This window comes from Tengunoibacter tsumagoiensis, assembly GCF_003967535.1.
GTDB classification, from domain to species: domain Bacteria; phylum Chloroflexota; class Ktedonobacteria; order Ktedonobacterales; family Ktedonobacteraceae; genus Tengunoibacter; species Tengunoibacter tsumagoiensis.
Genome location: NZ_BIFR01000001.1, coordinates 2173309 through 2199127, shown reverse-complemented (window position 1 = coordinate 2199127; position 25819 = coordinate 2173309). Strand labels below are relative to the sequence as shown.

The following is a 25819-nucleotide window of genomic DNA, read 5'->3' as shown; positions in this document are numbered from 1 at the left end:
ACTATACCTCGATCTCCTTCTCGCCGCGCACTTTCAGTCCTTGTTTGGCAATCTTTTCGCGTAATTTCAGAATACCTTCAATAAGTGCTTCTGGACGTGGCGGGCAACCAGGGACATACACATCAACGGGGACAATGGTGTCTACACCCTGGACGGTATAATAGCTATCATAAAATTCACCGCCAGAATTGGCGCATTGTCCCATACTGATAACCCACTTGGGTTCAGGCATCTGCTCCCACAGAAGGCGAAGGCGCGGCCCCATCTTCACAGAAACAGTACCAGCCACGATCATCAGATCAGCCTGACGAGGGCTAGAACGGAACACTTCGGAACCGAAACGCGACAGATCATAATGCGACTGCGCGGATGCCATCATTTCGATGGCGCAACAGGCCAGGCCATATCCCAGCGGCCAGACCGATTTGGAACGTGCCCAGTTCTGTGCCCATTGCAACATATCGGCCAGGCTTGTTAGCTGGACAGGAAGCTCCTGATCTCCTGGAACATACTCATGAGGACCAGCGGCCATTACAATGGGAACTGGCTTACGACGTGTCCCAGCATCTTTTATTTCGCTGCTCATATAAAATTCTTACTCCTGTGCAAAGGTTCAGCAGCACCTCTTGCTCGGTTTTGGATTGTTGTAGGGTTCTCTGGTGACGGGGGGCGATGTATCTACACTCCATCATCTTGGACCTATTATAGCACGTTTCCCTCGAGCGTGCTATAAAGACAGGAGCCAGTCCAGCCGCTTCTCTCTTCCTATCAAAACAGCCAGACTACGAAAAATTATCGCTCCACCCGCCACAATTTCAGTCAGAATGATCTTGAACGAACCATTATGAGACGCGCTGCGCCGCCACAATGGGCCCTAGAAATGCTCTCTCAATTCTCTGAAGCTCTGAATGGTCAGTAACTGGCCCGATCCCTGAGGCTGAAGCTCTTCATGCTCTAACTGCCACGTATGAGGATGAGGGATATAGATGGCATGCAGACCCGCCGCCTGCGCTGGATTGATATCAGAACGCGGTGAGTTACCAATCATCCAGGTAATGGCAGGATCGAGGCTGAGCTCCTCAATCAGATGCAGATAGGTGGAGACGTTTTTCTCAGGCACGACTCTCACATGTTCAAAATAGTCTTTGAGGCCCGAACGCTCTATCTTTAGCTCTTGCTCCTGGGTGTTTCCTTTGGTTAAGAGCAAGAGATGCTGTCGCGGCTGAAGGATTGCAAGTGTCTCTTCAACACCAGGCAGCAGTTCCATTGGTGCATGGAGGATCAGATCGGCAAAGGCTGCAATCTGTTGAAGATCTTTATCGCTGATCTCACGCTCGCTGAGTCGATGATAGGTTGCCTGAAGGCTACGAATATAGCTAGCTGTTCCATAGCCATAGGCCACCATCTCTCGCTCAACTTCACTTAGAACCGCACGTATCTGCACTGGTGTCAATGTAGAATGGTTCAGGAATTCAATAAAATTATGGGTTACCTGCTCAAAATAGATATTGTTCTCCCACAAGGTATCGTCGGCATCGATGATGAGGTATTGCTGTTGCATAGATGTACCTTTTTCATGATAGGCTGCTTGCTTCTGCTCCGTCTGTTCAGAAGCAAGCCTGGTCCATTCATAGGATGATGGTTGGTTATACGATGATAGATAAGCTAGTGCTGTTCAGCCAGCCTGGCCTCAAAGCGTTGCCGAAGCTCCTGCTTCTCTGGCTCTGCTAAGAAGGCCGCGTTGATGGCATTGAGATTGGTCTGCACAAACTGTTCATACCCCCAATCAAATGTATGAGCCAGCCGACTATATTCTTCGCTCAGGGTGATTGGGGTCACGGTACGAGCATCAGTATTGACATTGAGCAAGACTCCCTGGGTGTAGAGGGAGTGAATTGGATGGTCAGCATAGGTATCACAGATATCAGTCTGGACGTTAGAGGTTGGACAGATCTCTAGATGAATAGCATGTGCTTTGAGATATTCTACGAGCTCTGGATCTTCGCTACTACGAGCCCCATGCCCAATACGTGAGGGTGCAAGATGCTGTAAGGTCTCCCAGACGCTATGAGGACCACTGGCCTCGCCAGCATGCGCAGTGCAGAAAAGGTTATGCGCATGTGCATATTGAAAGGCTGGAATATGCGGAGCCAGGGGCTGACCTGCTTCGTCACCAGCAATATCTAATGCCGCGACCAGGGTCCCGCGAAATTGCTCGACTAAACGAGCCGTTTCTAAGCTCTGCTCCTCTGAATAATGACGAAGGGTGCAAAGAATGAGCCGCGCCATTACTCCTGTTCGCTGGCTTGCCTGAGCCGCCGCCTCTTCTACGATCCGGACCACCTCGTAGGGCGATAATCCCTGCTCCGTATGGAGGATGGGAGCAAAACGCAATTCTGCATACAGATGATGATCCCGTCTGAGCTGCTCAAACACATCCTCAACAGCCAGTCGCAATTGGTCCTCAGTCTGCATCAATGCCACTTCACGTGGTGCTCGCGTCAGATAATCGACCAGATTGGTGCACTTGCCGGGGGCCACAAAGTCTCGCTGATAGATCTCTTCTGTCACTGACGGATCAAGCTGATGAATCGCTTGATAGCTCAGCGAGCAGTCGAGATGAAGGTGCAATTCGATCTTGGGAAAGGTCTGAAAATTCATTGTTCTCTCTCTTATTGTTTCCTGGTAACCTGTGCAGTAGATGCGCGGATGATAAGCTGAAGTGGAACTGGCGGAGGGACCTCACACGCTCTCCCCTCTAGAAGTGCCAACAGCATGGCAAAGGCCAGTTCACTCATCTGTGCAACGGGAATTGCTACAGTCGTTAAGGCCGGTGTTAAGATTTGTGCAATTAAACTATCGTCAAAACCAATGATGGAGAGCTCCTCAGGAATGCGTAGCCCACGCTCTTGCGCAGCCTGATAGGCACCAATGGCCAGGAAATCGCTATCACAGAGAATAGCGGTTGGCGTTTCTGCTGCTGCTAAGAGCTGTCGAGCTGCCTCAAGGGCTGATGGGACGGTAAAAAGCGCCGCACGCTGCGAGGTTTCATCCAGAGGAAGACCAGCTTCTCGCAGTACTCGCTGGTAGACTTGCTGACGCACGCGAAAGGTCTCTTCCTCTACGGCTGCCGCTAAATGAACAATCCGCCTATGCCCTAGCTGAATAAGATGGACCAGCGCAGCATGCATGCCACCCGTGATATCCAATTGAAGGATAGATGGCTGGCGATGCAAACCGTCTGGAGCATCCATTAAAACGGTCCTCTTCTTGATGGCTGGCGCAAGCTCATCAAATGAGAAATTCAGGCCACAGAAGAGAAAGCCCGAGAGCAGGTCGGCTGCAAAATCCTTGACCAATAATTGTTGCCAATCAGGCACATTCTTTGTGTTAAGCAGCACGACTGTATAGCCATGACGGCGAGCAATCTGCTCAACTTCTGCCAGTAAGGCTGCAAAAAATGGGTTGGTGATATCTGGCACCACTAACGCAATGACCTGCGAATAGCCCAGACGCAATGTACGCGCAGCTATATTAGGACGATAGCCAAGATCCTGCGCAATCTCAAAGATCTTTTCTTGCAGATCAGGTGAGACGCGGCCCGCAGCCTTTCCAGCCAGTACAAGCGAGACCGTCGATTGCGAAACTCCTGCTCGTCTGGCTACATCAATACTGGTTGACCGGCGGTCTGATTGATACGACATTGCTTTAAGCTTCCTTCTTAAGATCTTCGCGTCATACGTATGACTCTTTACTAAGAATACCACGCTGAAGAGCTACACACAAGAGGAAATTATGTCGTTTTTTCCTACTCTTTTCCCTTGCCGATAGTTCAAATCCTCTGTTACACTAAAACACAGAGGCTAAAGGGAACTATTGTGAACGCTCATTCAGACAGTAGCTATTCTGCATGTCATAAAGTGCTCTCTACTAAAGACAGAGCGTTCATCAAGTATGAAGGAAGGTTGGCGTAGGTTATGATACAAAAGCTGCCTGATAATCGTCCTCTTATTTCTTTTATGAGTGCTAATTTTGTCGCCCGCCAGATCAATTTTCAGATGCACAACTGGAACGAGGGTGATAACGCAACCAATGCGTATTTTCAACCGCTTGAAACCTTTCGCGAGCGCTTTGCTCACCTCCTCCAGGAGATTCATACGATGGGGTTTCGGGCCATGGATCTCTGGCTTGCTCACCTTCATTGGTCATGGGCAACACCACAGCATATTGCCATCGCGCAGGAGCTCCTGGCTGAATTTGAGATCTCTATTACTAGCCTGGCTGGTTCCTTTGGCAGTAGCCCCGACGAGTTTGAAGCCACATGTCGTATCGCTCAAGCTCTTGGAACTCGCATCCTGGGTGGTTCAACGGCACTGCTTGCATCTAATCGTAAGGAATTAGTCCGCTTACTGCATAAATACAATGTTCTCCTTGCCATCGAAAATCATCCAGAAAAGAACGCAGCAGATATGCTTGCACTCATCGGAGATGGTGGTCAGGGCACCATTGGAACGGCGGTCGATACGGGCTGGTATGGAACAAATGGGTATGATGCAGCTCGCGCCATCGAAGAATTGGGAGAGAAGGTCTTCCATGTGCACTTGAAAGATGTGCTTGCTGCAGGTGCTCATGATACCTGCCGGTATGGGCGAGGCATTGTCAATATCCCAGCTTGCCTTACAGCGCTACAACAGATCGGCTATCAGGGAGATTATAGCGTCGAGCACGAGCCTGAGACTTTCGATCCCACTGAAGATTGCATTGCTATGCGCACTATGCTGACCGATTGGTTAACTGCACAATAATCCCTCTTGTTAGAGATAATCTTTTATTTTAATTATGAAAAGAGAAAAAAAGCATGGCAACAGAGAAAAAAACACTGAACATTGTCATCGTAGGCTGTGGAAATATTGCGGGAGCCTATGCCAAAACCTTACAGCCCCATACGCATATCAAATTGCTTGGAGCAACTGATATCGATTACACACGCGCCCAGGCCTATGTTGAGACCTATGGCGGCTACGCCTATGAATCGCTCGATGCAGTGCTCGCTGATGAGAACGTGGATCTGATTGTGAATCTGACCATTCATCACGCTCATGCTGAAGTGATTACCAGATGTTTAAATGCTGGGAAACATGTCTATAGCGAAAAACCACTGGCTCTGACCTCAGAGGAATCCTGGGCGCTGGTCAGGCTGGCTGAAGAGAAAGGCCTGCGTTTAGCCTGCGCTCCCATCACAATTCTTGGAGAGGCCCAACAGACGGCCTGGAAGCTTATTCGTGATGGAGAATTAGGGACTGTTCGCCTTGCCTATGCAGAGTGCAACTGGGGCCGCATCGAGTCCTGGCATCCTGCTCCTGGTCCTTTCTACGCAGTTGGACCACTCTTCGATGTTGGCGTCTATCCACTGACCATCTTGACCACCATTTTTGGCCCTGCCAGACGCGTTACTGGCTTTGGCAAAGTTCTCTTCCCTGATCGGGTGACAAAAGAGGGCATACCCTTCCATATCGAGACCCCCGATTTCCTGACAGCAGCCATTGAATTTGCCAATGGGTCCGTTGTACGGCTCACTACCAACTTCTATGTGGGACATCATAATAAACAAAAAGGGATCGAGTTCCACGGCGATCGCGGCTCGCTCTATCTCAATGATTGGCAGAACTTCAATGGCACCGTCTCCTTCACTGAATTTGGCAAGGAGTATCAGCCAGTCCCGCTGGTCAAAGAGGGCTATCCTGGCACTGAATGGAGCCGGGGAGTACTTGACATGGCCGATGCAATTAACGACAATCAACCACAACGCATTACTGGCGCTCAGGCCGCTCATGTCGTGGATATTATCTGTGCCATCAATTCCTCCTGGCAGGAGGGCCATCCTGTAACAATCACATCAGAGTTTGCACCACCAGCACCCATGAGCTGGGCCCAGTAAGGCAATACAGAACCATGTCAGCAGAAGAGCCTTCTTCTGCTGACAGACAGAAAGGCTTAGAAACATCGTGGGAAATTATACGCTTACAGTCTTGCCCGGTGATGGAATTGGGCCGGAGATTGTCAAACAAGCGGTCCAGGTCTTACAGATCATTGGTGAACGCTATCATCATACCTTCACCTTTCAACATGGATTAGTTGGTGTAGCCGCCATCGAAGCTGAGGGTGAAGCAATTTCAGAAGCTACTCTTGCGCTCTGTCAACAGAGCCACGCCATTCTGTTCGGCGCAGTTGGAGCTCTTCCTACCTACTATGGACAACAGCCGAAAGTAAAACCAGAGCAGGCGCTATTTAAGCTCCGCAAAGGCTTACAATTCTTTGCCAACCTGCGTCCTGTTCAGACGTATGCTGAACTTCTCAATGCCTCAACCATTAAACCTGAAGTCTTAGATGGGACTGATCTGGTGGTTGTACGCGAGCTTACTGGCGGGCTTTATTATGGACATCTAGAGCCTCCAGTGCCGGGCAAACCAAGTGAAATTCGCCAGACTGAGCATGGCTTAGAGGCAATTGATACCCTTCTCTATACCGAAGCAGAGATTGAGCGCATCATTCGGATGGCATTTGAGATTGCACGTGGTCGCCGCAAAAAGGTGACGTCGGTTGACAAAGCCAATGTTTTAAGCTCTTCTGTTCTCTGGCGCCGTGTTGCAGAACGTGTGGCAGCGGACTATCCTGATATTACCTTTGAGCATCTGCTCGTCGATGCCTGTGCGATGCATCTCATTCGCCGTCCCACAGCCTTCGATGTCATTGTGACGGAGAATCTCTTTGGCGATATTCTCACCGATGAGGCCTCCATGCTGGCGGGATCAATGGGCATGCTTCCATCTGCCAGCCTGGGAACGCGCCGCACGGAACATGGACAATTTGGCCTCTATGAGCCTATTCATGGGTCAGCCCCTGATATTGCTGGTCAGGATAAAGCCAATCCAATTGCAACTATTCTCTCAGCCGCTCTACTACTGCGCTACTCGTTAGGTCTGGAGAAGGAAGCCTATGCCATAGAGACGGCTGTCAGTCATGTTATTAAAGCTGGCTACCGAACGGAAGATCTGAAAGAAGAGGGGAAAACCTTAGTAGGAACGCAGGAGATGGGTCAAAGAATTGTTGATGCCCTGGTGCAGCTCTCACTTTAGCCCATCATGGGCTTAGGGCAGGGTCCTAAAGCTCGTAATTTTGCCATTGCTTTTAGCAATTGTGCATGCAACTCTCCATCAGCCTGACTCGCATTCCCGGTTGATGGAGCGATCAAACTATCTTGCTGTGCCTGTAAGAGTGCAATCTCTTCCAGTATAAATTGCCGTTGAATATACCAGAGCGTTACCGCGCGTTCGACACCCATAGATAAAAGACTCCTTGGAAAATCTGCATCCAGACTCCAGTAGAACCTCTGTAGTATAAACATATGTTTTGTATGTTTATACTACAGAGGTTCTATGTTAGCGTGCACATAACACAGAGATTCTATGTTAGCGTGCAGTACCGTAGACGAGCGCTTTAATGGTATTCAGCAATTCCTCATCCTGATAAGGCTTCACTACATAGGCACTCGCACCCAACGCGATAGCGCGTTGCTGGTGCTTTGCAGCCGCTCGAGAGGTCAAAACAATCAAAGGCAAGGTTCGATACTGCTCCTGCGCACGCACCGTAGAAGTCAGCTCGTAGCCATCCATACGTGGCATCTCAATATCCAGCAAGACAGCGGCTGGCGTCTCAGCAGAGATCATCTCAAGAGCCTCGACACCATCACGAGCCATCTGCACTTCCCAACCATGCTGCTTCAGCATACTGCTGACGACACGGCGAACGCTCGGGCTATCATCCACAACCAGGATATGTTTCCCACGTGGTGGAGTAGCTGCGGCCTGAACAGGAGGCTTGGAGATTGCAGATGCCTTACGGTTAGCTGAAACGTCCACACGCTGCCGAACTGTGGCGGCATTCACAGGGACATTGGCAGCATCCCGTCGAGCCGAAAGGGCATTGGCGATCTCTACGCTTTTTGCGCGCTCCGAGAGCAAGCCATTCAACTCCAGGATCAGCACGACACGTCCATTACCAAGAACCGTTGCTCCGGCAATACCATGAACTTCTCGCAGATGTGGTCCAAGGTTCTTCATCACAATATCGGACTTACCAATGATTTCATCAATCACCAGTGCGACACGATACCCGCCAGCATTCACGAGCAACATCTGAGCTTTATCATCCAATACCTCATTCGCTGGTAACGAGAGGTAGGGAGCCAACAGATGCAATGGATAGAGATCGTTACGCACCACCACTGCTGGTTGCCCACCAATAGTGCTCCGTTTAAAGTTATCCAGACGCCCAATAGATTCTACGTGTACCGTTGGAATACCAAACTGTTGGCCACCAACTTTAACCATCATTACGCTCTGGATAGCCAGGCTGGTGGGGAAGGTCATTGTAAAGGCGGTTCCATGACCCGGGCTTGACTCTACAGCCAGGATGCCACGCAGTCGTGAGACACTATCCCGTACCACATCCAGTCCTACGCCGCGCCCACTCTCCTCACTCAGAGACTCTGCGGTCGAGAAACCAGGATGGAAGATCAACGAAACCAGATCACCCTCAGATAACTGTTGATCAGCTCGGATCAAGCCACGCGCAATAGCAGACTGACGAATCTTCTCATGATTCAGACCAGTTCCATCGTCACGCACCGTGATCACAATCTGGTTCCCTTCATACGCAGCTGACAGCTTGATCTGTCCGCGAGGATTTTTGCCCCTTTGGATACGAACCTCTGGCCTCTCTAGCGCATGATTGACTGCGTTACGAATAAGATGCAGCAGAGGCCCTGCGATCTCTTCATAAACCGTCCGATCAACCTCGGTTGTCTCGCCTTCTAATAGGAACTCGAAATCTTTCCCCTGCTTCAAAGCTACTGCGCGACCAGTACGATAGAGGCGCGGTGCCATTGTAGAGAGAGGAACCAGACGAGCTTTCATCAAACGATCCTGGAAGGTTGTGCTGAGCCGGTTTTCACGCGCAAACACACTTTCACATTCACGAATAATGGTATCCATCTCAGTGCTCAGGGTCGCCATGTCCGAAATACCTTCGCTTAGACCACGAGCCAGCTGGTGGAACTCGGTATAACGATCCAGCTCGAGTTCATCGAATTCGGAGAAGTGAGCGGGAGTGTTTTTCCCATTTAAAGCGACATGGTTGGGAGAGCTTGTCAGAGCCATACTCTGATTTCCTTCTCCAGGCATAACCTGTACCGAACGTCCGCTGGGTAGAGTGGCCGCTTCAAACCTGCTCTCTAGCTTCTGACCCACATCGCCTAAGCGATCACTACTGACACCTACATCAGCGACCAGACGAACAAGACGTTGAATGCGTTCTTCGAGAACACTACGATTAACTAATAGCTCACCAAAGAGGTTAACCAATTCATCCAACCGTTGCAGACGCACCCGGACACTCAAGTCTGGTTGTGCTGTACGAGCTGTCCCACCTTCGGCCCCACCTGAGACCACGCTGGCGACCGGAGCCGCCTCTTCGTCGTCGTTATCCTCAACCGACTCAACCTCAAGATCGCTATCAATCGCATGAAGAGCAATCCCCTGCTCTCCTAACAGATCAGCATACCGATGTTGAAGCACGCGTACACGAGCCATCTCATCAGCAGGATCGTTGCCACGACCAGTAATCAAAATATCCAGTGTCTCGGCAGTATCAAGAATAATACTCAGGATGGCAGGCGTGATCAACATCGTGCCTTCCATAATCGTATCAAGCAGATCTTCAGAGATATGGCACAGATCAGCAATCGCTCGGAAATTCATCATCGCAGCCGCACCCTTAAGGGTATGTGTAGCGCGACGAATCCCCTGAATCAGTTCTCGATTATTGGGGTCCTTCTCCAGAGCCGCGACCCTCATGCTAATGGTCTGGAGATGCTCTTCAGCCTCTAGACGAAAAATCTCAGCAGCCTCTTCACCAATATCACCACTATAGGTGGTAACAGTCGAGGGAGCCGCCGTCGATTTCTTCGAAGAAGGAGTAGGAAGAGGTGTTCTGGCTGCCGGTATCTGTTGTGATGGAACAACCGATGGAGTGGCAGGAATCGCATCATGAGAGCGATCAATCACATTCGTCGTCGTCTGATTCACAGCACGATGCTGAGAAGCCCCATCAGCCTCATTCGTCATAATCTGCTTTAAAAATTCTTGACGGACCTGAATCTCAACCTCGCTACGGATGCGCGCCTCTAACTCACGCAAGACATCCTGGCTTACAACCCCTGAAGTATGGGGAGGTGGAGTCTGTAAAATCTGTTGTTCTCGGAACTCCTGCCGCACCTCTTCACGGATCTGTGCTTCCAGTTCAGCCCGCGAAATAGAAGCATTTCGCTCGTGACGCAGCTCCTCGCGCACATTTGCTTCAATCTCAGCACGAATAGCAGCCAGATCCCCTTGCCGCTCAAACGTCACCCTCTCACGAATCGACTCATTATCTCGGGCAACGCGCATCTCCCAGGGGCCCCAACCTGCATCTTGCCGCAAGGCTGGTACTTCCTGTAACTGCTGGAACGTCTCCCCACATGCTTGAATTGACTGCTGCAATTGCTGCAACGTTGAGCTCATCTGCTCATCATTTACCCCCACCCCAGCAGTAATCTGGTTAAGCTGATCAAGAACCTTCTTTAACTTGCTATTAGAAACCCACATTACTGAAAGAGGAAGATAACGCCGCACCTGTTCAGGGCTATTGCGAAGATTCAATCCCATAGCCTGTCCAGCCCAGGTCTCCATTCGATCAAGAGCATCCTTAGAGCCATTTAAGAAACCCTTAAATTCTCCACGCTGTTCCTCAATAATCGACATCGTATCGCGTAATTGAGTAACTACACTGCGTAATGAAGAGAGTTGAGCATCAAGCGTCTGAGCGTCTCTCTGCAAATCTTGATAGAGAGGAGAAAGGTTCTGCACAAGAGCCTGCGAAGGCCTGAGCTCTGCAAGCTCTTGCTGAGCATACTCTGGCTCCTCATAAGAGTAGTAGCTTTGCTCGCTCTGAGCATTCGGATGATAGCTTTGCTCATTCTGGGCATTTGGATAGTAGCTTTGCTCGTTCTGAGCATTTGGATAGTAGCTTTGCTCGCTCTGGGTATTTGGATAGTAGCTTTGCTCGCTCTGGGTATTTGGATAGTAGCTTTGCTCATTCTGAGCATTTGGATAGTAACTTTGCTCGTTCTGGGCATTTGGATAGTAACTTTGCTCGCTCTGGGCATTCTGGACAAGAGGAAGTTCATACTCATCTTCCTGAACTGGCTGAGGAGCAGAGAATGAAGAGAGATCCCAGGCTGGAGAGGGAGCAACTTCGGGCTGTCGCTGTGTCGATGCCACTAAAGCATCTAAGGCACTTGATGAAAACGCATTCCAGATCGTTGAGTTTTCATTGAATCCGCCTGAAAAAGGAGGTTCAGACGAAGGCGAAACAAACGGGGTTACAGGCTCTGGTGCTAATGACACAGGGTCTTCAGGCCAGGCTACGTCTTCCCCAGGCTGAACAACTGGAGTCCGGAAGGAAGCCAAGACTTCATCAAACGATGGCATCGCAGAGGGCATAACACCTGGCTGCTCAAGGAATGGCGGTGGTGAAGCGGATGCAAATGGTGCAGTTGGCATCTCATGCGCGGTGGGCTGCCTCTCCTCCATAACAGGAGCCGATGCGGCCTCTATTAACGCACGATAACTTGTATAATCTGCATCATCTTCCGCAATCACAGACTCTTCGTCTATGCCATTGCGAACACCCTCCAAAAGTTGATGCAAGCGACCAAGAGAACGCTGCAAAAGGCCATGGGCAGGTCCATCAAGAGTGACTAACCCATCCAATGCATCAGCTAGAATGTCTTCCATACCGTGGGCAACGTGGGCCAGGCCAGGAAAATCCATCATGGAAGCAGCGCCGCCAATAGTGTGAGTGCGGCGGTAGGTTCCTTCGAGGGCATCCATGTCGCCAGGTGACTGCGCCAGACGTTCGAGATTCGCCTCGATTTCTGGCAAATAGCTATTCACCTCTTCGATAAACGAATCGAGGACGGATAGTTTATCAAATGTATTCGACATGCTGCGCGTACTCACTTAACTTAATGGAGGCAAGCGTAGCCAGGAACAGCTCTTCACAGCTCTTCAAAGAGAGAATACGCTCACCTCGAACATTTACGAATCAGTAAGATCTGGCATCTACAATACTATTGCATCAACCCGATCTTACTGATAAAGGACTTTAACTCACTCTACTGATTCTGATCCTGCCACCGTGGGCGAGAAGGCTGTCCGCCCTGCTGGGAGACAGGACCGCCATTGGGTATAGGATGTTGGAAGTCTGATGGTGTATTAGCTGGATAAAAAGGCTGCTGACCACCAAAAGGCTGCTGACCGCCAAAAGGCTGCTGGCCGCCAAAAGGCTGCTGACCACCATAGTTTGGATTTGATCCAAACTGTTGACCACTGCCAAATCCGTTGCCATACGATTGTCCAACCTCGAACGAGCCCAGATCACTGCTCTCTGCCGGATTACCAAAGAACTGCTGGCCCATTAAAGACTGAGGGCCACCGAAATTTCCCTGACCTGGATAGGGCTGATTCGAAAAGGGTTGACCAGAAAATGGCTGATTCGAGAACTGCTGGCCACCTTTGCCCGCATCCTGAGGCAATGCATTTGAAAACTGTCCCGGGCGAGAGGCCATAACAGGAGCCGATGTCGCCCCTGGCTCTGGCAATGGGGGAAAGCCATTAAATCCCTGACCCCAACCATTATCCGAACCAACACCAATTGCTGCTGGGAAGAGCTGACTATTACGCCCATCTCCAACCTCAGAAATCGATGTCATTGGAGAGAACGAACCAAGCATGTCATTTGTACGATCTGGAAGGCGGAAAGTTGACACCGAAGCACGTAGCTGCTCCGAAAGTTCTGCCAGATAACTTACACTCACTGCAGCTTCCTGCGTACCTGCATCCGTCTGTCGTGTAATCTCAGAGATACGGCCCATCGCAATAGCCACACCTTCTGAAACTGGAGTCTGCTCATTAGCAGCGCGTGCGATACTTTCAATCATCTGAGCCTGACGCTCTACCGCAGTATAGATAGAGTTCAACGAACGACCGGCTTCATCAGCAAGTTGAGATCCCTTCACCACCTCTTGTGTGCTATCTTCCATAGCCACAACTGCTTCATAGGTATCGCCCTGAATACTCTTAACCAGCGTAGCGATACGTTTGGTCGACTCTGTCGAACGTTCTGCCAGCAACCGGATCTCATCGGCAACGACCGCAAAACCGCGTCCATGCTCACCAGCCATCGCCGACTGAATAGCAGCGTTAAGAGCCAGCAAGTTCGTCTGATCAGCGATATCTTCGATGATACGAACGATCTCACCAATTTCGTTTGAGCGCTCACCCAGGCGCTTAATTTTCTTTGAGGTTTCCTGCACGTTTTCGCGAATCAGCATCATCCCATCGATCGTCTGACGCACCGCCTGCTGACCATTCGCAGCATTACGCAACGCATCCTGAGCTGCTTCCACGCTCATCTGAGCATTACGGGCCACGCTCTGAATAAAGACAGCCAGAGCTTCAACCGACTCAGTCGTTTGCGCAATCTGTTTCACCTGCGTCTCAGTTGCTTGTGCCAACTCTGCTGAACGATCCAGAATACGACGGGTCGCATTCGTTACCTGCACAGCCGTTGATTGAACACGACCCACAACCTTCGCCAACTCTTCAATCATATAGTTGAAGGAATCAGCCAGCACACCGAGCGTATCAGGCGTCACCTCAGCCTGTACCCGCAGATCTCCATCACCAACTGCACTGACCTCCTGGAGAAGCTTCTCAATCTGCGCCTGTAGAGCCGCAGCGTCACTACCAATCGACCCGATTGGCGATGCCCCACCAGACGATCCCTGCCCCTCCAGTAACAAGTTCAGTGACAGCGCGAGCTTGGAAAACTCATCGTCTCCATTTACCACAGCGCGTACCGAACGATCGCCACTGAGAAACTCCTGACAGACATCATTTACCGAATTAAAACGCTCAACAATCTGCCTCTGAAGCACGTAATTGGTCACAATAATAATTAATAATACAACGATAGCTGCAATAATTGCACTAAAGACAAATGTTGTTGGGTTTGAGAGCAGAGAAGAAGAGAGCGCTGCCAGAATACCAATCGCTGCAACGGGCACCCCTGCTGAGATCAGAAGGCTCGTCCACAGCAGCGAGTGGACAGTCATACCACTTCTAGTTTGATCAGGATTCATCCGCCAGACCTCCGTTGATAAAAATAAATCTATGTCAAGCTATGATGGCGAAGAGCCACCACTTAATTATCATAGGACCTTAAAGCATAGTTCTGCATTTTTTCGGAGAAAAGTAACCGCGCCACATCGAGAATCACCAACATCCGATTGGCCAGGGTGCAGCTCCCAGTCATATAGGGGAGGGCCCAAGAGGGGATAGCCGCTTGGCGTGCATTATCCTGGGTGATGGCTGTAGCGGGGATGGGAAGCATTTCACTCACCCCATCCACCACCAGACAGATCACGAGCTCATTATATTGAAGAGAAAGTAAGCGTGTGCGAGGAGTAGTTGGGAGGGACTCTAGATCCAAAAATTGTCGCAGATCTACCACCGAAACGATTGACCCACGGAGATTAATGACTCCTTTGACCCAGGGAGCAACATTTGGCACCAGTGTGCATTCTGTCAAACGTTCAACGCCTTGCACCAGTTCAGCCTTTACTGCCAGATCTCGATCAGCCAACGAAAACACAAGATACTGTTCACCAGCCAGAGCTGGCGGCACGTCAGCCGTCCCCTCAGTCCGAAATTGCCCTTGCATCAATTGCATCTGCATTGCAGCCATCGAAGGAGACTGTTGCAACGACGACATCGAGGGAGACTGAGCAATCAGCTGTTGAATAGCAGCAAAGGTATCCTGCTGCAACGTTTTTAAATCATCACTGGACACGACGTTTACTCCCCATTTGCGGGCCAGAGAATCCTGTAGACACCTACCATGTGCTGGTGCTACTCCAGAATCCTGCTCGAGACCTGTACACTACGACGCCTCATACGAGGCGTCGAACACTAGCAACCAATTCCTCAGCATTAAAGGGCTTTGTAATAAAGAGGTCAGCCCCCTGGCGCATCCCCCAGGCCTTATCCATGGGAGTATTTTTACTCGTCAACAAAATGATCGGAATATGTCGACTCATATCTAAATTTTTCAGCTTCCGGCATACCTGAAACCCATTTTGCTTTGGCAAGACCACATCGAGAACGATACACTGGGGATGCTCACGGAACACCTTCTCCACAGCCTCATCGCCATCCACCGCGGTTACCACCTCAAATCCACTATTACGCAAAGGAGCGACGATCATCGTCAACTCAGTCCAACTATCGTCCACAACTAGAATTTTTTGCCCAGGCATACGATTATAACCTTTCCTAACAAGCCACGCCAAGCGAAGTGGGAATGACAGGCTAAGCCAGTAAGCGGAGCACTTGCAAGGTGTCAGGCGGCGGAGAATTCTTTGTTAGCCTAGCCTCGATACCTCAGGCGATGGCGGGCTCCCTCTTGTTGTGAAGGGACTCTCTCCTGCCAATTCGCCAGATGCTTCTTCACCGTTTGCACCAGTTCTACGGAATCAAAAGGCTTGGTGAGATACTCAGTAGAACCAGCCAATCGGCCACGCATCTTATCAAACAAGCCATCCTTCCCACTCAGCATAATAATGGGAATTTGTCGAAACTGCAAGTTTTTACGTATTATCTGGCAAATTTGGTACCCATCCATCCGTGGCAATTGGATATCAAGCAGAATGACCGCCGGCATCTCATCGGCCACGGAAGTCAAGGCGCTCAGCCCATCACCGACGGTGATCACCCGAATATGTTCCCGCTGCAACGTCATCTGAACAATTTTGCGTACGGTAGGACTATCGTCTACTACTAACACCGTTGGTTCTGCCATTACATTGACCTCCTTCGCTCATGAGACCAGAAATCCCCGTTCGGTGGCTCGGATGATCCATTCCAATTCTGGACGATCCCAATTGAGGGCGAGGCGGATTGATCATGGCCGCGAGCCATCTGTGCATTTCGATGAGCGCGATAGACCTGATACTGTTGAACCTCATGATCGATTTCAGACAGAAAAATCTTCCAGGCAACCGTTAATTGACGACCAGTATGCGAATTGCCCACTTCATCACGCAGCAATTCGGTAAATATCATTCGTAAAAAAGCTACCAGACCCTGGACGGCTTCCCAGTAAAACTCCTCGAGCTGCTCACCCTTGACAAGTTTATGAAGTGTAAGTATATCATTACAATCCAGTTGCCCATAATGAAATGTCGCTGTCTCCAGGATCGGAAACTGCTGCTTCGCTAACATCTGCAAATGAGGAAGAAAGCGACGCTCAAGATACCGAACAATCTCCATTGACGGGATATGCCCCCTCCCACGCAGATGACGAGCATAGGACCCATGATGGATCAGGAGATTATTGATACACTCTGCAAGGGTGGTGATCAGCCCCAGGAGATGCTGATCTGGTTGTGAGGTCTGTCGCTGCTGAGCCAGAGTATATTGACATTTGATAATAATATTGGAAAGATCCTGCTGGAGCTCTGTCTCTAAAGCCGTATCCACTACTTCAATCAGATGGAGCTCCAACAAACGCGCCAGTAATGCTGCAACACGCGCTTCTGGCATCATTAAGACTAACGATACCGCCTGCAAGGTAAGCTCACCGTTCGCCAGGCATAAAACCTCAATACTCTCTTGATTTAGCCCCAGCCTCCGTACGTCGTCGCTTACCTCTGGCTGCCAGCGGGCTACCGTCGTTCTCGTCAGATGCGTCACTCCCTCCCTGGCAATCTCTTCCCATTCATCTGCCTGCCGTAAAGCCTCTAACAACATTGAGTCGACATCCAATGGCTGAAGCTTGCTCTCCATCGGCAGAAGCTGACGATGAAAAGCAAAACGCCCATTTACCCAGCGTAATGCATGGCTGATCGACTGCGTGACCGCAAACTCGAGGCGGCGCTGCATCTCTGCCGCACTCATCCATCCACGCTCAACCAGCATCGCCAACGCCATCTGCATATCACCCTGCGAAAGCTCTCGGACCATCTGGGCACGCGGCGGATCAAGCTTGTTAATCAGGCAAAGCATTCCCAGAATATCCGGTTGTGGGACACCGTCCTCATGTAACCCCACGATCTGCCCTTTGCGCAAACTAATCGATAGCGTCTCTGGCCCCGATGACACAAAGAGCTTCCCGGTCTTTCCACTCAAGGCAAGCATTTTTAGAATGGATTGAAGACCTAACGTTTGCAGGTCCCCATCCATGATGCGGTCTTGCTGCTCCATTTTTTTTCTAGTTCCTTTACCAGACTAGCTTGCCTTACGAAGAGCCAGAAAAGCAAGCGGTCTTGTAATCATTGTGTGCAGAGTGGCACCCTCTGACTCTGCACAGGTGTGCGGGTTTACAGAGAGCAGATACTCAATTAAAACATCTTATTGTATAAAATGAGGCGAGAAAACGAGCTTCGTGCATGAATCGCCAGGCCTATCTTTCCCTAAAAAGCATACAACAGACCCATTGACTCAACAAACGCTGCTTGCACAGGTGGTACGTATCGCTCCGCTGCAACCACACAGAGAGTCCAGCCTCATCTCGACAAGGTCCAAAAGGCTTGTTGGGCCTCGATCCCCGAATCTTTCCTCAGTCCTTCTGAAACCCAGACGACAGAACTACGGTCTGATGCGTCAACCGCAGGTATTATGACCAATCGAACGGAGCTCCCACTTCTGGGGCTGAGCCCGGTGAACGCACCCTCGCTGCGCGAAGTGATTGAACGAAAATGCAACTGCCCCCAACGAAGCCCCTGCGTCTTCAGTTCAGTGGTAGTTCACCTCTATTCCATTTCGTGACCCCTACCAGTCATATAGCTAACACAGCATTGCCCCCCGGCTTTTCGCTATGGGGGTCCATATGACTTTCCCTATCATAGCAGATCTGGCACATTGAAGAAAAGCTTTTGTCCTTTTGTGTAAGAAAGCCCTCATTGGAATTGTACGTCTAAATGGGTTAGATAGCGATAAAAAAATCCTCATAACCCATTAAGAAGTTATTAAAATTCCCCCTGAGAACGAAACACATATCCGATCCCTGGTTCCGTCAAAATATATTTAGGATGTGAGGGCTCCGCCTCGACTTTTAGCCGCAGTTGCCGCACATAGACGCGCAAATAATCCGCTTCTTCTCCATATTCTGGACCCCAGACCGCTCGCAGCAAGGAACGATGCGTTAATACTTTCCCTGCGTGCAACATGAGTTGACGCAAAAGCTCAAATTCGGTTGGGGTTAAACGCACCTCGTTTGCTCCTGCTCGCACGAGTCTACGCGCAACATCCATGTGCAGATACTGATCTTCGCTATTTAAAATCTCGGGTTCGCGTTCATTTAAGACCTCTTTGGTGCCTGCACGCCGTAAGCAGGCTCGCACACGCGCCTGTAACTCATCATTGTTAAAGGGTTTCGTCAAATAATCATCTGCACCCAGATCTAATGCTTTGACTTTCTGTTTCTCTTCGGTGACCGCTGAGAGAACAATGATCGGTGTATGCGTAAATTGGCGCACCTGCACACAGACATCAACTCCATCCAACTCTCCTGGCAGACACAGATCGAGTAAGATAAGGTCTGGTTGATGCATCTGGACCATCTCTACCGCTTGCTTTCCTGTATCTGCGACAAAGACCTCATAGCCTCCAACAGACAGATTCCTCCGTAAAATACGCTGAATAGGTGCTTCATCATCAACAACCAGAATACGTTTGCCCTTCACTCTCATAGCAGTTCCTCCGACGTAGATGCATGAACATACTAAGATATAGCCCCCTGATCAATCTGGCGACCAGATCGATCCTCGCTTCCCTGCTCAATCTTACTGCGACTCCCTACGCGCCTTCTCTGATCCACTCAGGAGTGTCTGCGCATGAAGAGGGAGGGTAAATACAAAACATGATCCGATATTCTGCTCGGGTGCCTCTGCCCAGATCGCCCCTTGATGAGCCTCGACTATCCCACGGCAGATCGCTAATCCCATGGCATTACCATAACTACGAGCGCAATAAAACGATTGAAAGACCTGCTCACGCTCTTCTTCTGGAATAGAAATTCCCTGATCACTGATCTGAACACGTAGCTGATTTGGCCCATCGCCCGTTGTGATAAAGGAAAGAAAGATCTCACCCTGCTCAGGGCTATGACGTGCAGCATTCTCTAGCAAGTTGTAAAATACGTGTTCCATCTGCACAAAATCGGCATAGACAAGGGGGAGGGTGGCATCAGCCTGGACTCTCACTGGGCGGCCTGCTAAGACGCGGGTCAACTTTCCTAACGCACGATAGCCTACCTCAACCAGATCACACCACTCTTTCTCTAAGATTAAGGCTCCCATCTCGATCCGCGACAGGTCAACAAGCGCGTTAACTAGAACGGTCAGGTGGTCCGCTTCTATATCTATATCCACGAGCATGGCCCGCCGATCTCTCTCGTCCCATTCTACCTCTGTCTCTAATAATCCTGTGACTGCCGCCTTGATGGTGGTTAAAGGCGTCCGTAGATCATGGGAGACGGATGACAGTAAGGCGGAACGATTCTTTTCATCGCGCACCTGACTGGTGATGTCCTGCATCTGGAGTGCGATAGCCTCCAGTTGTCCTTGCGGATTATACAGCGGATACCGTGTCAATTGATAGTAGAGATCGGTAGACACGTTGCCGCTCTCTTTTAATGTGCGCTTCTCTTGCTGTTCCTCATTGGCGATATTCTCAGGTGCCAGAATACAACGCAGCTCAGGTCTGCTAAGATTCCCCTGGGTACTTTCCCTGAAGTAGCGCTCAACCTCTTTCCGGTTACGCATACGCTGCCATAGTTGAGCAAAGGTCTCTTCAATCTTCAATTGTCTTCTTACCCCATAGGGAGAGGCTAAGGGGGCAAGACGTAGATCACAGAAAATTTCTGCTGCGTGATTCATATACAAGCAATATCCCTGCAAATCAACAATAAACCATGGGTCTCTCCCCCAGTTCGTAGTCTGTTGCAGTTGCACTAATAGTCGGCTCAGTTCTCCAAGCATTCCCGTTCGGGTCAGCGCCGTCTCTGTATTCTGTTCAAAAAGCGCAAGCGTTCTGGCAAAGGTGATAGGGCTTTCACGAATGATTCCACCCATCTCTTCTGGCTCTATCATCTCTCCATCCCCTTTGTATCCACCCGCGAGCCTGGTCTCTCGGCTTGCAATGATGTTCTGCTCCAATGCCTCATTATGCTGCATCATGGCGTTTAATGCTTGCAAGTCTTGTTCGCTCTGTGTTAATAGATAATTACTAATAAAACGAAGCAAGCTACTAAAATTTACACCGAGCGTATGCTCTGTCTCCAGTCTCACATGTTCTAATAGCTCTAAATCTTCTTGATCGCTCTGCAAAGGGTCTGTACGTACTTTCTCAAGTTGTTCTATCACCTGCTGAAACTGGCTCCTCCGTTGAGCCGTTTTGAATAAGAGCTCATTATGAATTGCGACAGTTGCTTGATTGGCAAAGAGGGTCAGAATATCCACCTTTAAAGGGGTAAAACCACCTGGCTCCGATGAACAGAGCAGAATAACGCCATAGACTCGCGTGTCTGTCTCTAGAGGGGCGCAACAGACTGAGTGCACACCGACCTCTGCAAAAAAAGGGCGGCTCGCTGAAAAATGTTCGTCGCTCTGGATATCGTGGGAAAAGATCGGTTGGCGGCGATGAACTGTCTGACCAATAATGGAGCGCTCGGAGAGCAGGATAGGGTAGTTCTGGCAGGCTCTCTCTAATGCAGCCTGATCCAATCCTGCCTGTGCCTCAAATCGAAAGCGACCCTCCAGAGGATCAAGGAGCGCAATACAGGAGGCTGCATTCAAGGCGGTTGCAATGCCCTGAACAATCCGCTGCAAAATAGTGATCAGGTCCGCTTCTGAAGTCAGGGCGCTGGTGACATCTTTTAATACCTGGCGCTGCCGATCCTGCATCGCGGCGTTCCCACCCAATTGAACGCTCTCGATGGCGGTTGCGACGACGTCTACGACGGCACTAATCAGACGCTGGAGCGTCTCATCTCGATAGGTTCCAGGCTCGACGCTGCCCAGTTCTAGTGTTCCCAGGACACGTTCTTCTACGATTAATGGTGCAATAATCGTGGAGCGGAGTTGATGATAGCCACTTAATGCATCGCCGCTCGTAGCTGGCAGACCATCAAGGCCGTGTGGATAGTCCTGAACAATAATCTCTGGATGTGTCAGCATCTGCTCCAGTTTGGAGTCTGCTAATGGATGCTGATGATGATATGGAACCCAGCCATTGGCCTCTTGACGACAGACGGTGACTCTGACTGCCTGGCGATCATGCCGCAAGAGCACGATTCCAAACAGATCAAAAGGTACTGCTGGCCGCAGTTCGCTGGCAAGACGTGTATAGTCTGGCTTTGAGCCACGTACGCTAAAAACGATGCGTGCAACACGCTCGATAATTGCGGATTCTGCAAGCGTAGAAGTGTGTGTGTTCGCTTCCATAATGCGGCGACGCGGGTACTCCCTCCTTCAGGTGGGAGAGGATACGTCGTTCTCCTTTCTGGTGTGCTCCAGGTCAGGCAGTCGCACCCTCATCCAGCCCTGGCCAAAAAGCGCGTTGCCATTCCCCCCACTGAACACGTTGACAGGAACATGCTCTCGCTTCTCCAAAAAGCACTGTATGATAAGTAGAGTGGAAAGAAGGCAACAGGTGGTATGCTTCAACTTCTCCCTGACCATCATCCCTACTCTGCTAGTAGATTGTGCTTTATGCAGAACATGCTTTTTACATGTTGAACAAGATGTACCTGATACATGCAAAATATTCACTTAATATTGCAATAAATTATACCATATTAACGCATCATAACGCCAATGGCTGAGTACTTTCTTGTCCTGCTCGCTGGCTCGGGCAAAAAAGGGCTGCCATGCCGGGTGATGCGCAAAACTTGCAGGATACACTCAAAAACAGTACACTTTTCATACGGTACATGAAGGTCGTTCTTTTTTCTTATACAATTTCATCAGACAAATTTCATCTTATAAAAAGGATCTGCCATATGCTATCACTTCGTGTTGGTCCACTGGTACGGGCAGTCAGCGAATCCAGTGTAGTGATCTGGGCTGAACTAACAGAATATTGTCTGGTTACTTGTAGTGCACTCTCATTGACGGATGCATCTACTGATGAGTGCCTGTTCCGCGCCCCAACGACTCAGGTTGGAGAACGCTTCTATGTTGCTATTCAACTTACCAATCTCCATCCCTCTACCTGGTACAGCTATACGTTGAGTTGCGCGGCCAGCGAAAGTGAACCGGCTCTTCTTTTTACACCTGAATGTCAACAGTGCTTCCGCACTCTGGATCACAGTCTTCTGCCCGATCAACGCCATCCTCTACGTATCGCTTATGGCTCTTGCCGCAAGGCAAATCTTCCTGCTTCCGATACCTTCAATGCTCTTGGAGAATGGTTGATTGACCACTATGAGCAACGTGACACAATCTGGCCTCATCTCCTGCTGCTGATTGGCGATCAGATCTACGCCGATCAGGTTCCAGATCAGATACTACTGGAGTATCCCCATTTACAGCAGGGAGCCAGTACTTTTCATGATTTTGCGCTTCTCTATACGTATGCCTGGAGCTATCATTCTGGAGCACGCCAGGCTCTGGCCTGCCTCCCGACCTATATGATGTTCGATGATCATGAGATTACAAACAATTGGAATACTGAGCCCAATTGGCGTGATCATGCTCTGCACAATGGTTTAGAACAGACACTGGTGGATGGCGAGGTGGCTTACTGGGTCTATCAGGGCTGGGGCAATCTTGATCAACAGACAACGCGACAGTCTCCACTCTTCACTATTATGCAAGAGGCTGCGCTCCGACAGGAGGATGCTCTACCAGCTTTACGAGATTGCATCAAAGCAGATGTCTATCGCAAACAACTTCTCCGCTGGCACTATGAGATTCCCACACAGCCTCCTCTCTTTGTGGCCAATGCTCGCACCGAACGCACTGCGCTCTTTCCTGAAACAGATGGGGAACAGACACGGACGATCTACGATCCAACCCGTATTATGAGCCCTGAACAACAGGATGAGATTGCTCATTGGCTGGCTGCCCATGATGACGGTCCCGCCATTCTTGTCTCTTCGGTTCCTGTTCTGATGCCACCTGCCATTGGTATGGCGGAATACCTTATGGGCAAACGGCTCTGGCTCCAGGCTCCCCAACCATTCCAATGGTTAGGCAAGCAGCTCGCTCTCTTTCAACAAAAGGTCTCATCACGGATGAGCTTCGATCACTGGCCTTTATATTCGGAGAGTTGGGCGGAGATGGTCTCGCTGCTAACCAGACATCATGGTGATATTCTTCTGCTCTCTGGCGATGTGCATTTCTCATATGCGATCGAGGCTCAACAGGCATTGAAACGGCGTCAGAACAGACGGATCTTGCAGTTTGTCTCAACACCCATGCAAAATCAGCTTGATGCCGATAGTCAGCAGAAAATTCGCTTGCAATCACGGCTCTCTCAAACCATCTATGGTGGCTTATGGACGCATACGCTTCCTTTGCAGTCAGTCCGAGAAGAGGCTCAGATCTATGCCAATCTGCTCTTCCAGAATACGCTGGCTCTTCTGACGATTCAGCCAGATACACACAAAGGGTATACATTCTCTCATGAGTATCTGGGTATTGTTGAAGAAAAATTAGAGATCATTGCTCGCACACAGTTGCCCGCACAGCAAGCATCACCTTCCACCATGCGATCAGAAGATCGTAGCGACCATAGAGAGCTCTGATCACTCTCTCAGAAGCAACTGACCAGCGTCTGCTTGTGCTGGTCATGGTCAGTTGCTCTACAGTTTATACAAGTGCGGCGAGAAAACCGCGAAGTCTTCAGCTTCGTGGATGAATTGCCGCTTCTCACCCTTGACTCTCAATGTAGTGGCGAATTGCCTCCTCACTAGCATTCCCAATAGCGCAGCAAAAATATCCATCACTCCAAAATGTTCGTTCTTTCCAAAAATGTCTGCTCAATTCACGTTCATGCCTGAGCCAAAGCTGAACCGTCGATTCTTGTTTTAACCTGCGCACAATCGCCAGTGGAGATATTCTTGGCCCGCTTTTCACCAGAGAGTGAATATGGTCCTGATCAACCTCCATCGTCTCAAAAGAAAAATCTGAGTGTGTAGCAATGCTCTCGAATATCCCTTTTGCCTCATCCCCATAGAGTGTCAAAAGCTTTTTCCTGTATTTGCAAACGAAAATCAGGTGGTAGAGGATGAGAAACTTGCCATGGTTTTGTGTGTCATAATCCATGAGGAACGAGCACTCACTCTCTTCATCTTGTCAAACTTCGGAATGGGTTTTAAATCTACTTTGTTGCCAGAAACATCCATCAAGATGGCATAACCGGTGGACATTCTTCCCTTAATAAAGTAGTCCTGACCTTCGTAATGCACTTTGTCGAACTTCCGAAATCCTCTGATCTTGCCGGTATTGATTCGCTGCTCACTGCGAACTCCCTTCGTTTGCTGATAATCACCATCAGCCACACAACGCTTGGAAAGCACCATGCTCGTGCGAAAGATGGGGGTGATCCCTCGTGTCGCAATCATTGTTGCATCAAAGACATGTTCTTTGGGCAGTCCTGCGAGCAGACGATGTTCCTTCGTGACGAATCCAAACGTTTCTTCTGCCTCTATACACTTGAACAATTGCACGCGAATGCTATTCATCTGAGTCGCATGAAGCAAATTCCCTTTGCGCTTGCCGGTGCGCCTGAGCGTGATGGTTCCGGCATGGAGTCCATCATGGCAAGTTTTGCACAAGGTTAACAAATTGGTTTCCTCATCGCTTCCCTGTTCACGCCGGAAAATGATATGATGCACCTCCAATCGGTTGTCCTTTGATTTGCCTTGACAGTGCTGGCAGGCGTAGCCATCTCGCGTGAGTACATAGGCTTTTGTATTCGCATACCCGTAGTTAATCCCTTTTTGGTACAGTTTTTTGTTTTGAAGCACGTCAGGATTTTTGAGGGCATGTGGATCGAAAGTCCCTGTTTCCACCACAACGGAGGTAATAGGTAGCAATGACTTCACAAAGCGTATTTCTCGCAGATGTGCCTCGATCTTGCTTCTCATGGTCGGCGAGAAACGCCCCGTTTTGATCGAGTTCTTTCGGTTCAACCAGCGAGCAAGACGATATCTCGTTTTTCGATTGCGACGATTTCGACGAGAGGTCGCTCGTTCCTTCATCGTTTTGGCAATATCATTGCGGATTTCTACTTCTGAGAGATACAGAACATTTCCACACTCATCAGAAACGGCTGAGCCTATCGTCGCACTACCGGTATCGACGCCAAGCGTTAACGGTTGCATGTGGGCATCCTCTGGTTGTGCGTAGAGTTTGATGGTAAAAGGAGTCCGACGCACCACCTTTGCTTTTCCATCCTTGAGTAGTAAACGAGCAATCGCACAGCTACAGGGCATGAGCGGTTCCCTATCTGGTGAAAGCACATAGACAACGTTCATAAAGAATTCCTTTCGGAAAAATGCTCCGGCAAGCGCCGGGTGGTGCGTATCTCTTCGCTGTGACCACGAAAAGAATCCGACGTCATCTCGACAAAGTTCAAAAGGCTTGTTGAGC

At 49.8% G+C, this 25819-nt stretch carries 19 protein-coding genes; 4 read left to right on the top strand and 15 right to left on the bottom strand.

The window, feature by feature from the left end:
- Position 1: 1 nt before the first annotated feature.
- From EL628_RS08590 to EL628_RS08575, 4 genes are all read right to left on the bottom strand, one after another.
- Positions 2-460 (bottom strand): NADH-quinone oxidoreductase subunit B, encoded by a 459-nt coding sequence (locus EL628_RS08590; RefSeq protein WP_218028966.1) that lies wholly within the window; start codon positions 458-460, stop codon positions 2-4.
- A 414-nt stretch (positions 461-874) separates the two neighbouring features.
- On the bottom strand, positions 875-1561 hold the full coding sequence (locus EL628_RS08585; RefSeq protein ID WP_126579541.1) for an HAD family hydrolase: 687 nt from the start codon (positions 1559-1561) through the stop codon (positions 875-877).
- A 104-nt stretch (positions 1562-1665) separates the two neighbouring features.
- Entirely contained in the window at positions 1666-2661 is a 996-nt protein-coding gene (gene add / locus EL628_RS08580; protein WP_126579540.1) for an adenosine deaminase, read from the bottom strand.
- 11 nt (positions 2662-2672) lie between these two features.
- The gene (locus tag EL628_RS08575) at positions 2673-3704 is read right to left on the bottom strand and encodes a LacI family DNA-binding transcriptional regulator (RefSeq protein WP_126579539.1); all 1032 of its coding nucleotides are present in this window, start codon (positions 3702-3704) and stop codon (positions 2673-2675) included.
- A gap of 273 nt (positions 3705-3977) precedes the next feature.
- Between EL628_RS08575 and EL628_RS08570 the strand changes: the two genes are divergently transcribed.
- The 3 genes from EL628_RS08570 (at position 3978) to leuB (ending at position 7136) form a co-directional block, all read left to right on the top strand.
- Positions 3978-4805 (top strand): sugar phosphate isomerase/epimerase family protein, encoded by an 828-nt coding sequence (locus EL628_RS08570; protein ID WP_126579538.1) that lies wholly within the window; start codon positions 3978-3980, stop codon positions 4803-4805.
- Positions 4806-4858: 53 nt separating this feature from the next.
- Entirely contained in the window at positions 4859-5938 is a 1080-nt protein-coding gene (locus EL628_RS08565; RefSeq protein WP_126579537.1) for a Gfo/Idh/MocA family protein, read from the top strand.
- A gap of 67 nt (positions 5939-6005) precedes the next feature.
- Positions 6006-7136, top strand: coding sequence for a 3-isopropylmalate dehydrogenase (leuB, locus tag EL628_RS08560; protein ID WP_126579536.1), 1131 nt, complete (start codon positions 6006-6008; stop codon positions 7134-7136).
- On the opposite strand, the gene EL628_RS08555 is transcribed toward leuB, so the two are convergent.
- The 9 genes from EL628_RS08555 to EL628_RS08515 all read right to left on the bottom strand — a co-directional run bounded on the left by EL628_RS08555 (position 7133) and on the right by EL628_RS08515 (position 21664).
- Positions 7133-7342 (bottom strand): hypothetical protein, encoded by a 210-nt coding sequence (locus EL628_RS08555; RefSeq protein ID WP_126579535.1) that lies wholly within the window; start codon positions 7340-7342, stop codon positions 7133-7135. The genes leuB and EL628_RS08555 overlap by 4 nt on opposite strands.
- 127 nt (positions 7343-7469) lie before the next feature.
- Positions 7470-12104 carry a response regulator gene (locus EL628_RS08550; RefSeq protein ID WP_126579534.1) on the bottom strand — a complete coding sequence of 1545 codons (4635 nt, stop codon included), beginning with the start codon at positions 12102-12104 and terminating at the stop codon, positions 7470-7472.
- A gap of 170 nt (positions 12105-12274) precedes the next feature.
- Entirely contained in the window at positions 12275-14302 is a 2028-nt protein-coding gene (locus EL628_RS08545) for a methyl-accepting chemotaxis protein (RefSeq protein WP_126579533.1), read from the bottom strand.
- 62 nt (positions 14303-14364) lie between these two features.
- On the bottom strand, positions 14365-15012 hold the full coding sequence (locus EL628_RS08540) for a chemotaxis protein CheW (RefSeq protein WP_126579532.1): 648 nt from the start codon (positions 15010-15012) through the stop codon (positions 14365-14367).
- 100 nt (positions 15013-15112) lie between these two features.
- On the bottom strand, positions 15113-15478 hold the full coding sequence (locus tag EL628_RS08535) for a response regulator transcription factor (RefSeq protein ID WP_126579531.1): 366 nt from the start codon (positions 15476-15478) through the stop codon (positions 15113-15115).
- 110 nt (positions 15479-15588) lie between these two features.
- Positions 15589-16020, bottom strand: a complete 432-nt coding sequence (locus EL628_RS08530; RefSeq protein WP_126579530.1) for a response regulator — start codon at positions 16018-16020, stop codon at positions 15589-15591.
- Positions 16020-17423 (bottom strand): DUF4388 domain-containing protein, encoded by a 1404-nt coding sequence (locus EL628_RS08525; protein ID WP_126579529.1) that lies wholly within the window; start codon positions 17421-17423, stop codon positions 16020-16022. Before EL628_RS08525 ends, EL628_RS08530 begins: the two co-directional genes overlap by 1 nt.
- 764 nt (positions 17424-18187) lie before the next feature.
- Positions 18188-18910: a response regulator gene (locus EL628_RS08520; protein WP_126579528.1), complete on the bottom strand. Its 723-nt coding sequence runs from the start codon at positions 18908-18910 to the stop codon at positions 18188-18190.
- A 93-nt stretch (positions 18911-19003) separates the two neighbouring features.
- Complete coding sequence (locus EL628_RS08515) at positions 19004-21664, bottom strand: GAF domain-containing protein (RefSeq protein ID WP_126579527.1); 2661 nt, start codon at positions 21662-21664, stop codon at positions 19004-19006.
- Between the two features lie 557 nt (positions 21665-22221).
- Here EL628_RS08515 and EL628_RS08510 point away from each other — a divergent pair.
- Positions 22222-23970, top strand: coding sequence for an alkaline phosphatase D family protein (locus EL628_RS08510; protein WP_161975358.1), 1749 nt, complete (start codon positions 22222-22224; stop codon positions 23968-23970).
- Between the two features lie 124 nt (positions 23971-24094).
- On the opposite strand, the gene tnpA is transcribed toward EL628_RS08510, so the two are convergent.
- Together tnpA and iscB are read right to left on the bottom strand one after the other, a co-directional pair.
- Positions 24095-24490 (bottom strand): IS200/IS605 family transposase, encoded by a 396-nt coding sequence (gene tnpA / locus EL628_RS08505; protein ID WP_126579525.1) that lies wholly within the window; start codon positions 24488-24490, stop codon positions 24095-24097.
- Positions 24439-25704, bottom strand: coding sequence for an RNA-guided endonuclease IscB (gene iscB / locus EL628_RS08500; RefSeq protein WP_126579524.1), 1266 nt, complete (start codon positions 25702-25704; stop codon positions 24439-24441). The genes tnpA and iscB overlap by 52 nt, the downstream gene beginning before the upstream one ends.
- Between the last annotated feature and the right edge of the window lie 115 nt (positions 25705-25819).

Excerpts from the sequence above, each read along its gene's own strand:
- EL628_RS08590 (WP_218028966.1), bottom strand. The coding sequence starts at position 460 with ATGTTGCAATGGGCACAGAACTGGGCACGTTCCAAATCGGTCTGGCCG.
- EL628_RS08585 (WP_126579541.1), bottom strand. The coding sequence starts at position 1,561 with ATGCAACAGCAATACCTCATCATCGATGCCGACGATACCTTGTGGGAG.
- add (WP_126579540.1), bottom strand. The coding sequence starts at position 2,661 with ATGAATTTTCAGACCTTTCCCAAGATCGAATTGCACCTTCATCTCGAC.
- EL628_RS08575 (WP_126579539.1), bottom strand. The coding sequence starts at position 3,704 with ATGTCGTATCAATCAGACCGCCGGTCAACCAGTATTGATGTAGCCAGA.
- EL628_RS08570 (WP_126579538.1), top strand. The coding sequence starts at position 3,978 with ATGATACAAAAGCTGCCTGATAATCGTCCTCTTATTTCTTTTATGAGT.
- EL628_RS08565 (WP_126579537.1), top strand. The coding sequence starts at position 4,859 with ATGGCAACAGAGAAAAAAACACTGAACATTGTCATCGTAGGCTGTGGA.
- EL628_RS08555 (WP_126579535.1), bottom strand. The coding sequence starts at position 7,342 with ATGGGTGTCGAACGCGCGGTAACGCTCTGGTATATTCAACGGCAATTT.
- EL628_RS08550 (WP_126579534.1), bottom strand. The coding sequence starts at position 12,104 with ATGTCGAATACATTTGATAAACTATCCGTCCTCGATTCGTTTATCGAA.
- EL628_RS08545 (WP_126579533.1), bottom strand. The coding sequence starts at position 14,302 with ATGAATCCTGATCAAACTAGAAGTGGTATGACTGTCCACTCGCTGCTG.
- EL628_RS08535 (WP_126579531.1), bottom strand. The coding sequence starts at position 15,478 with ATGCCTGGGCAAAAAATTCTAGTTGTGGACGATAGTTGGACTGAGTTG.
- EL628_RS08530 (WP_126579530.1), bottom strand. The coding sequence starts at position 16,020 with ATGGCAGAACCAACGGTGTTAGTAGTAGACGATAGTCCTACCGTACGC.
- EL628_RS08525 (WP_126579529.1), bottom strand. The coding sequence starts at position 17,423 with ATGGAGCAGCAAGACCGCATCATGGATGGGGACCTGCAAACGTTAGGT.
- EL628_RS08520 (WP_126579528.1), bottom strand. The coding sequence starts at position 18,910 with ATGAGAGTGAAGGGCAAACGTATTCTGGTTGTTGATGATGAAGCACCT.
- EL628_RS08515 (WP_126579527.1), bottom strand. The coding sequence starts at position 21,664 with ATGGAAGCGAACACACACACTTCTACGCTTGCAGAATCCGCAATTATC.
- EL628_RS08510 (WP_161975358.1), top strand. The coding sequence starts at position 22,222 with ATGCTATCACTTCGTGTTGGTCCACTGGTACGGGCAGTCAGCGAATCC.
- tnpA (WP_126579525.1), bottom strand. The coding sequence starts at position 24,490 with ATGGATTATGACACACAAAACCATGGCAAGTTTCTCATCCTCTACCAC.
- iscB (WP_126579524.1), bottom strand. The coding sequence starts at position 25,704 with ATGAACGTTGTCTATGTGCTTTCACCAGATAGGGAACCGCTCATGCCC.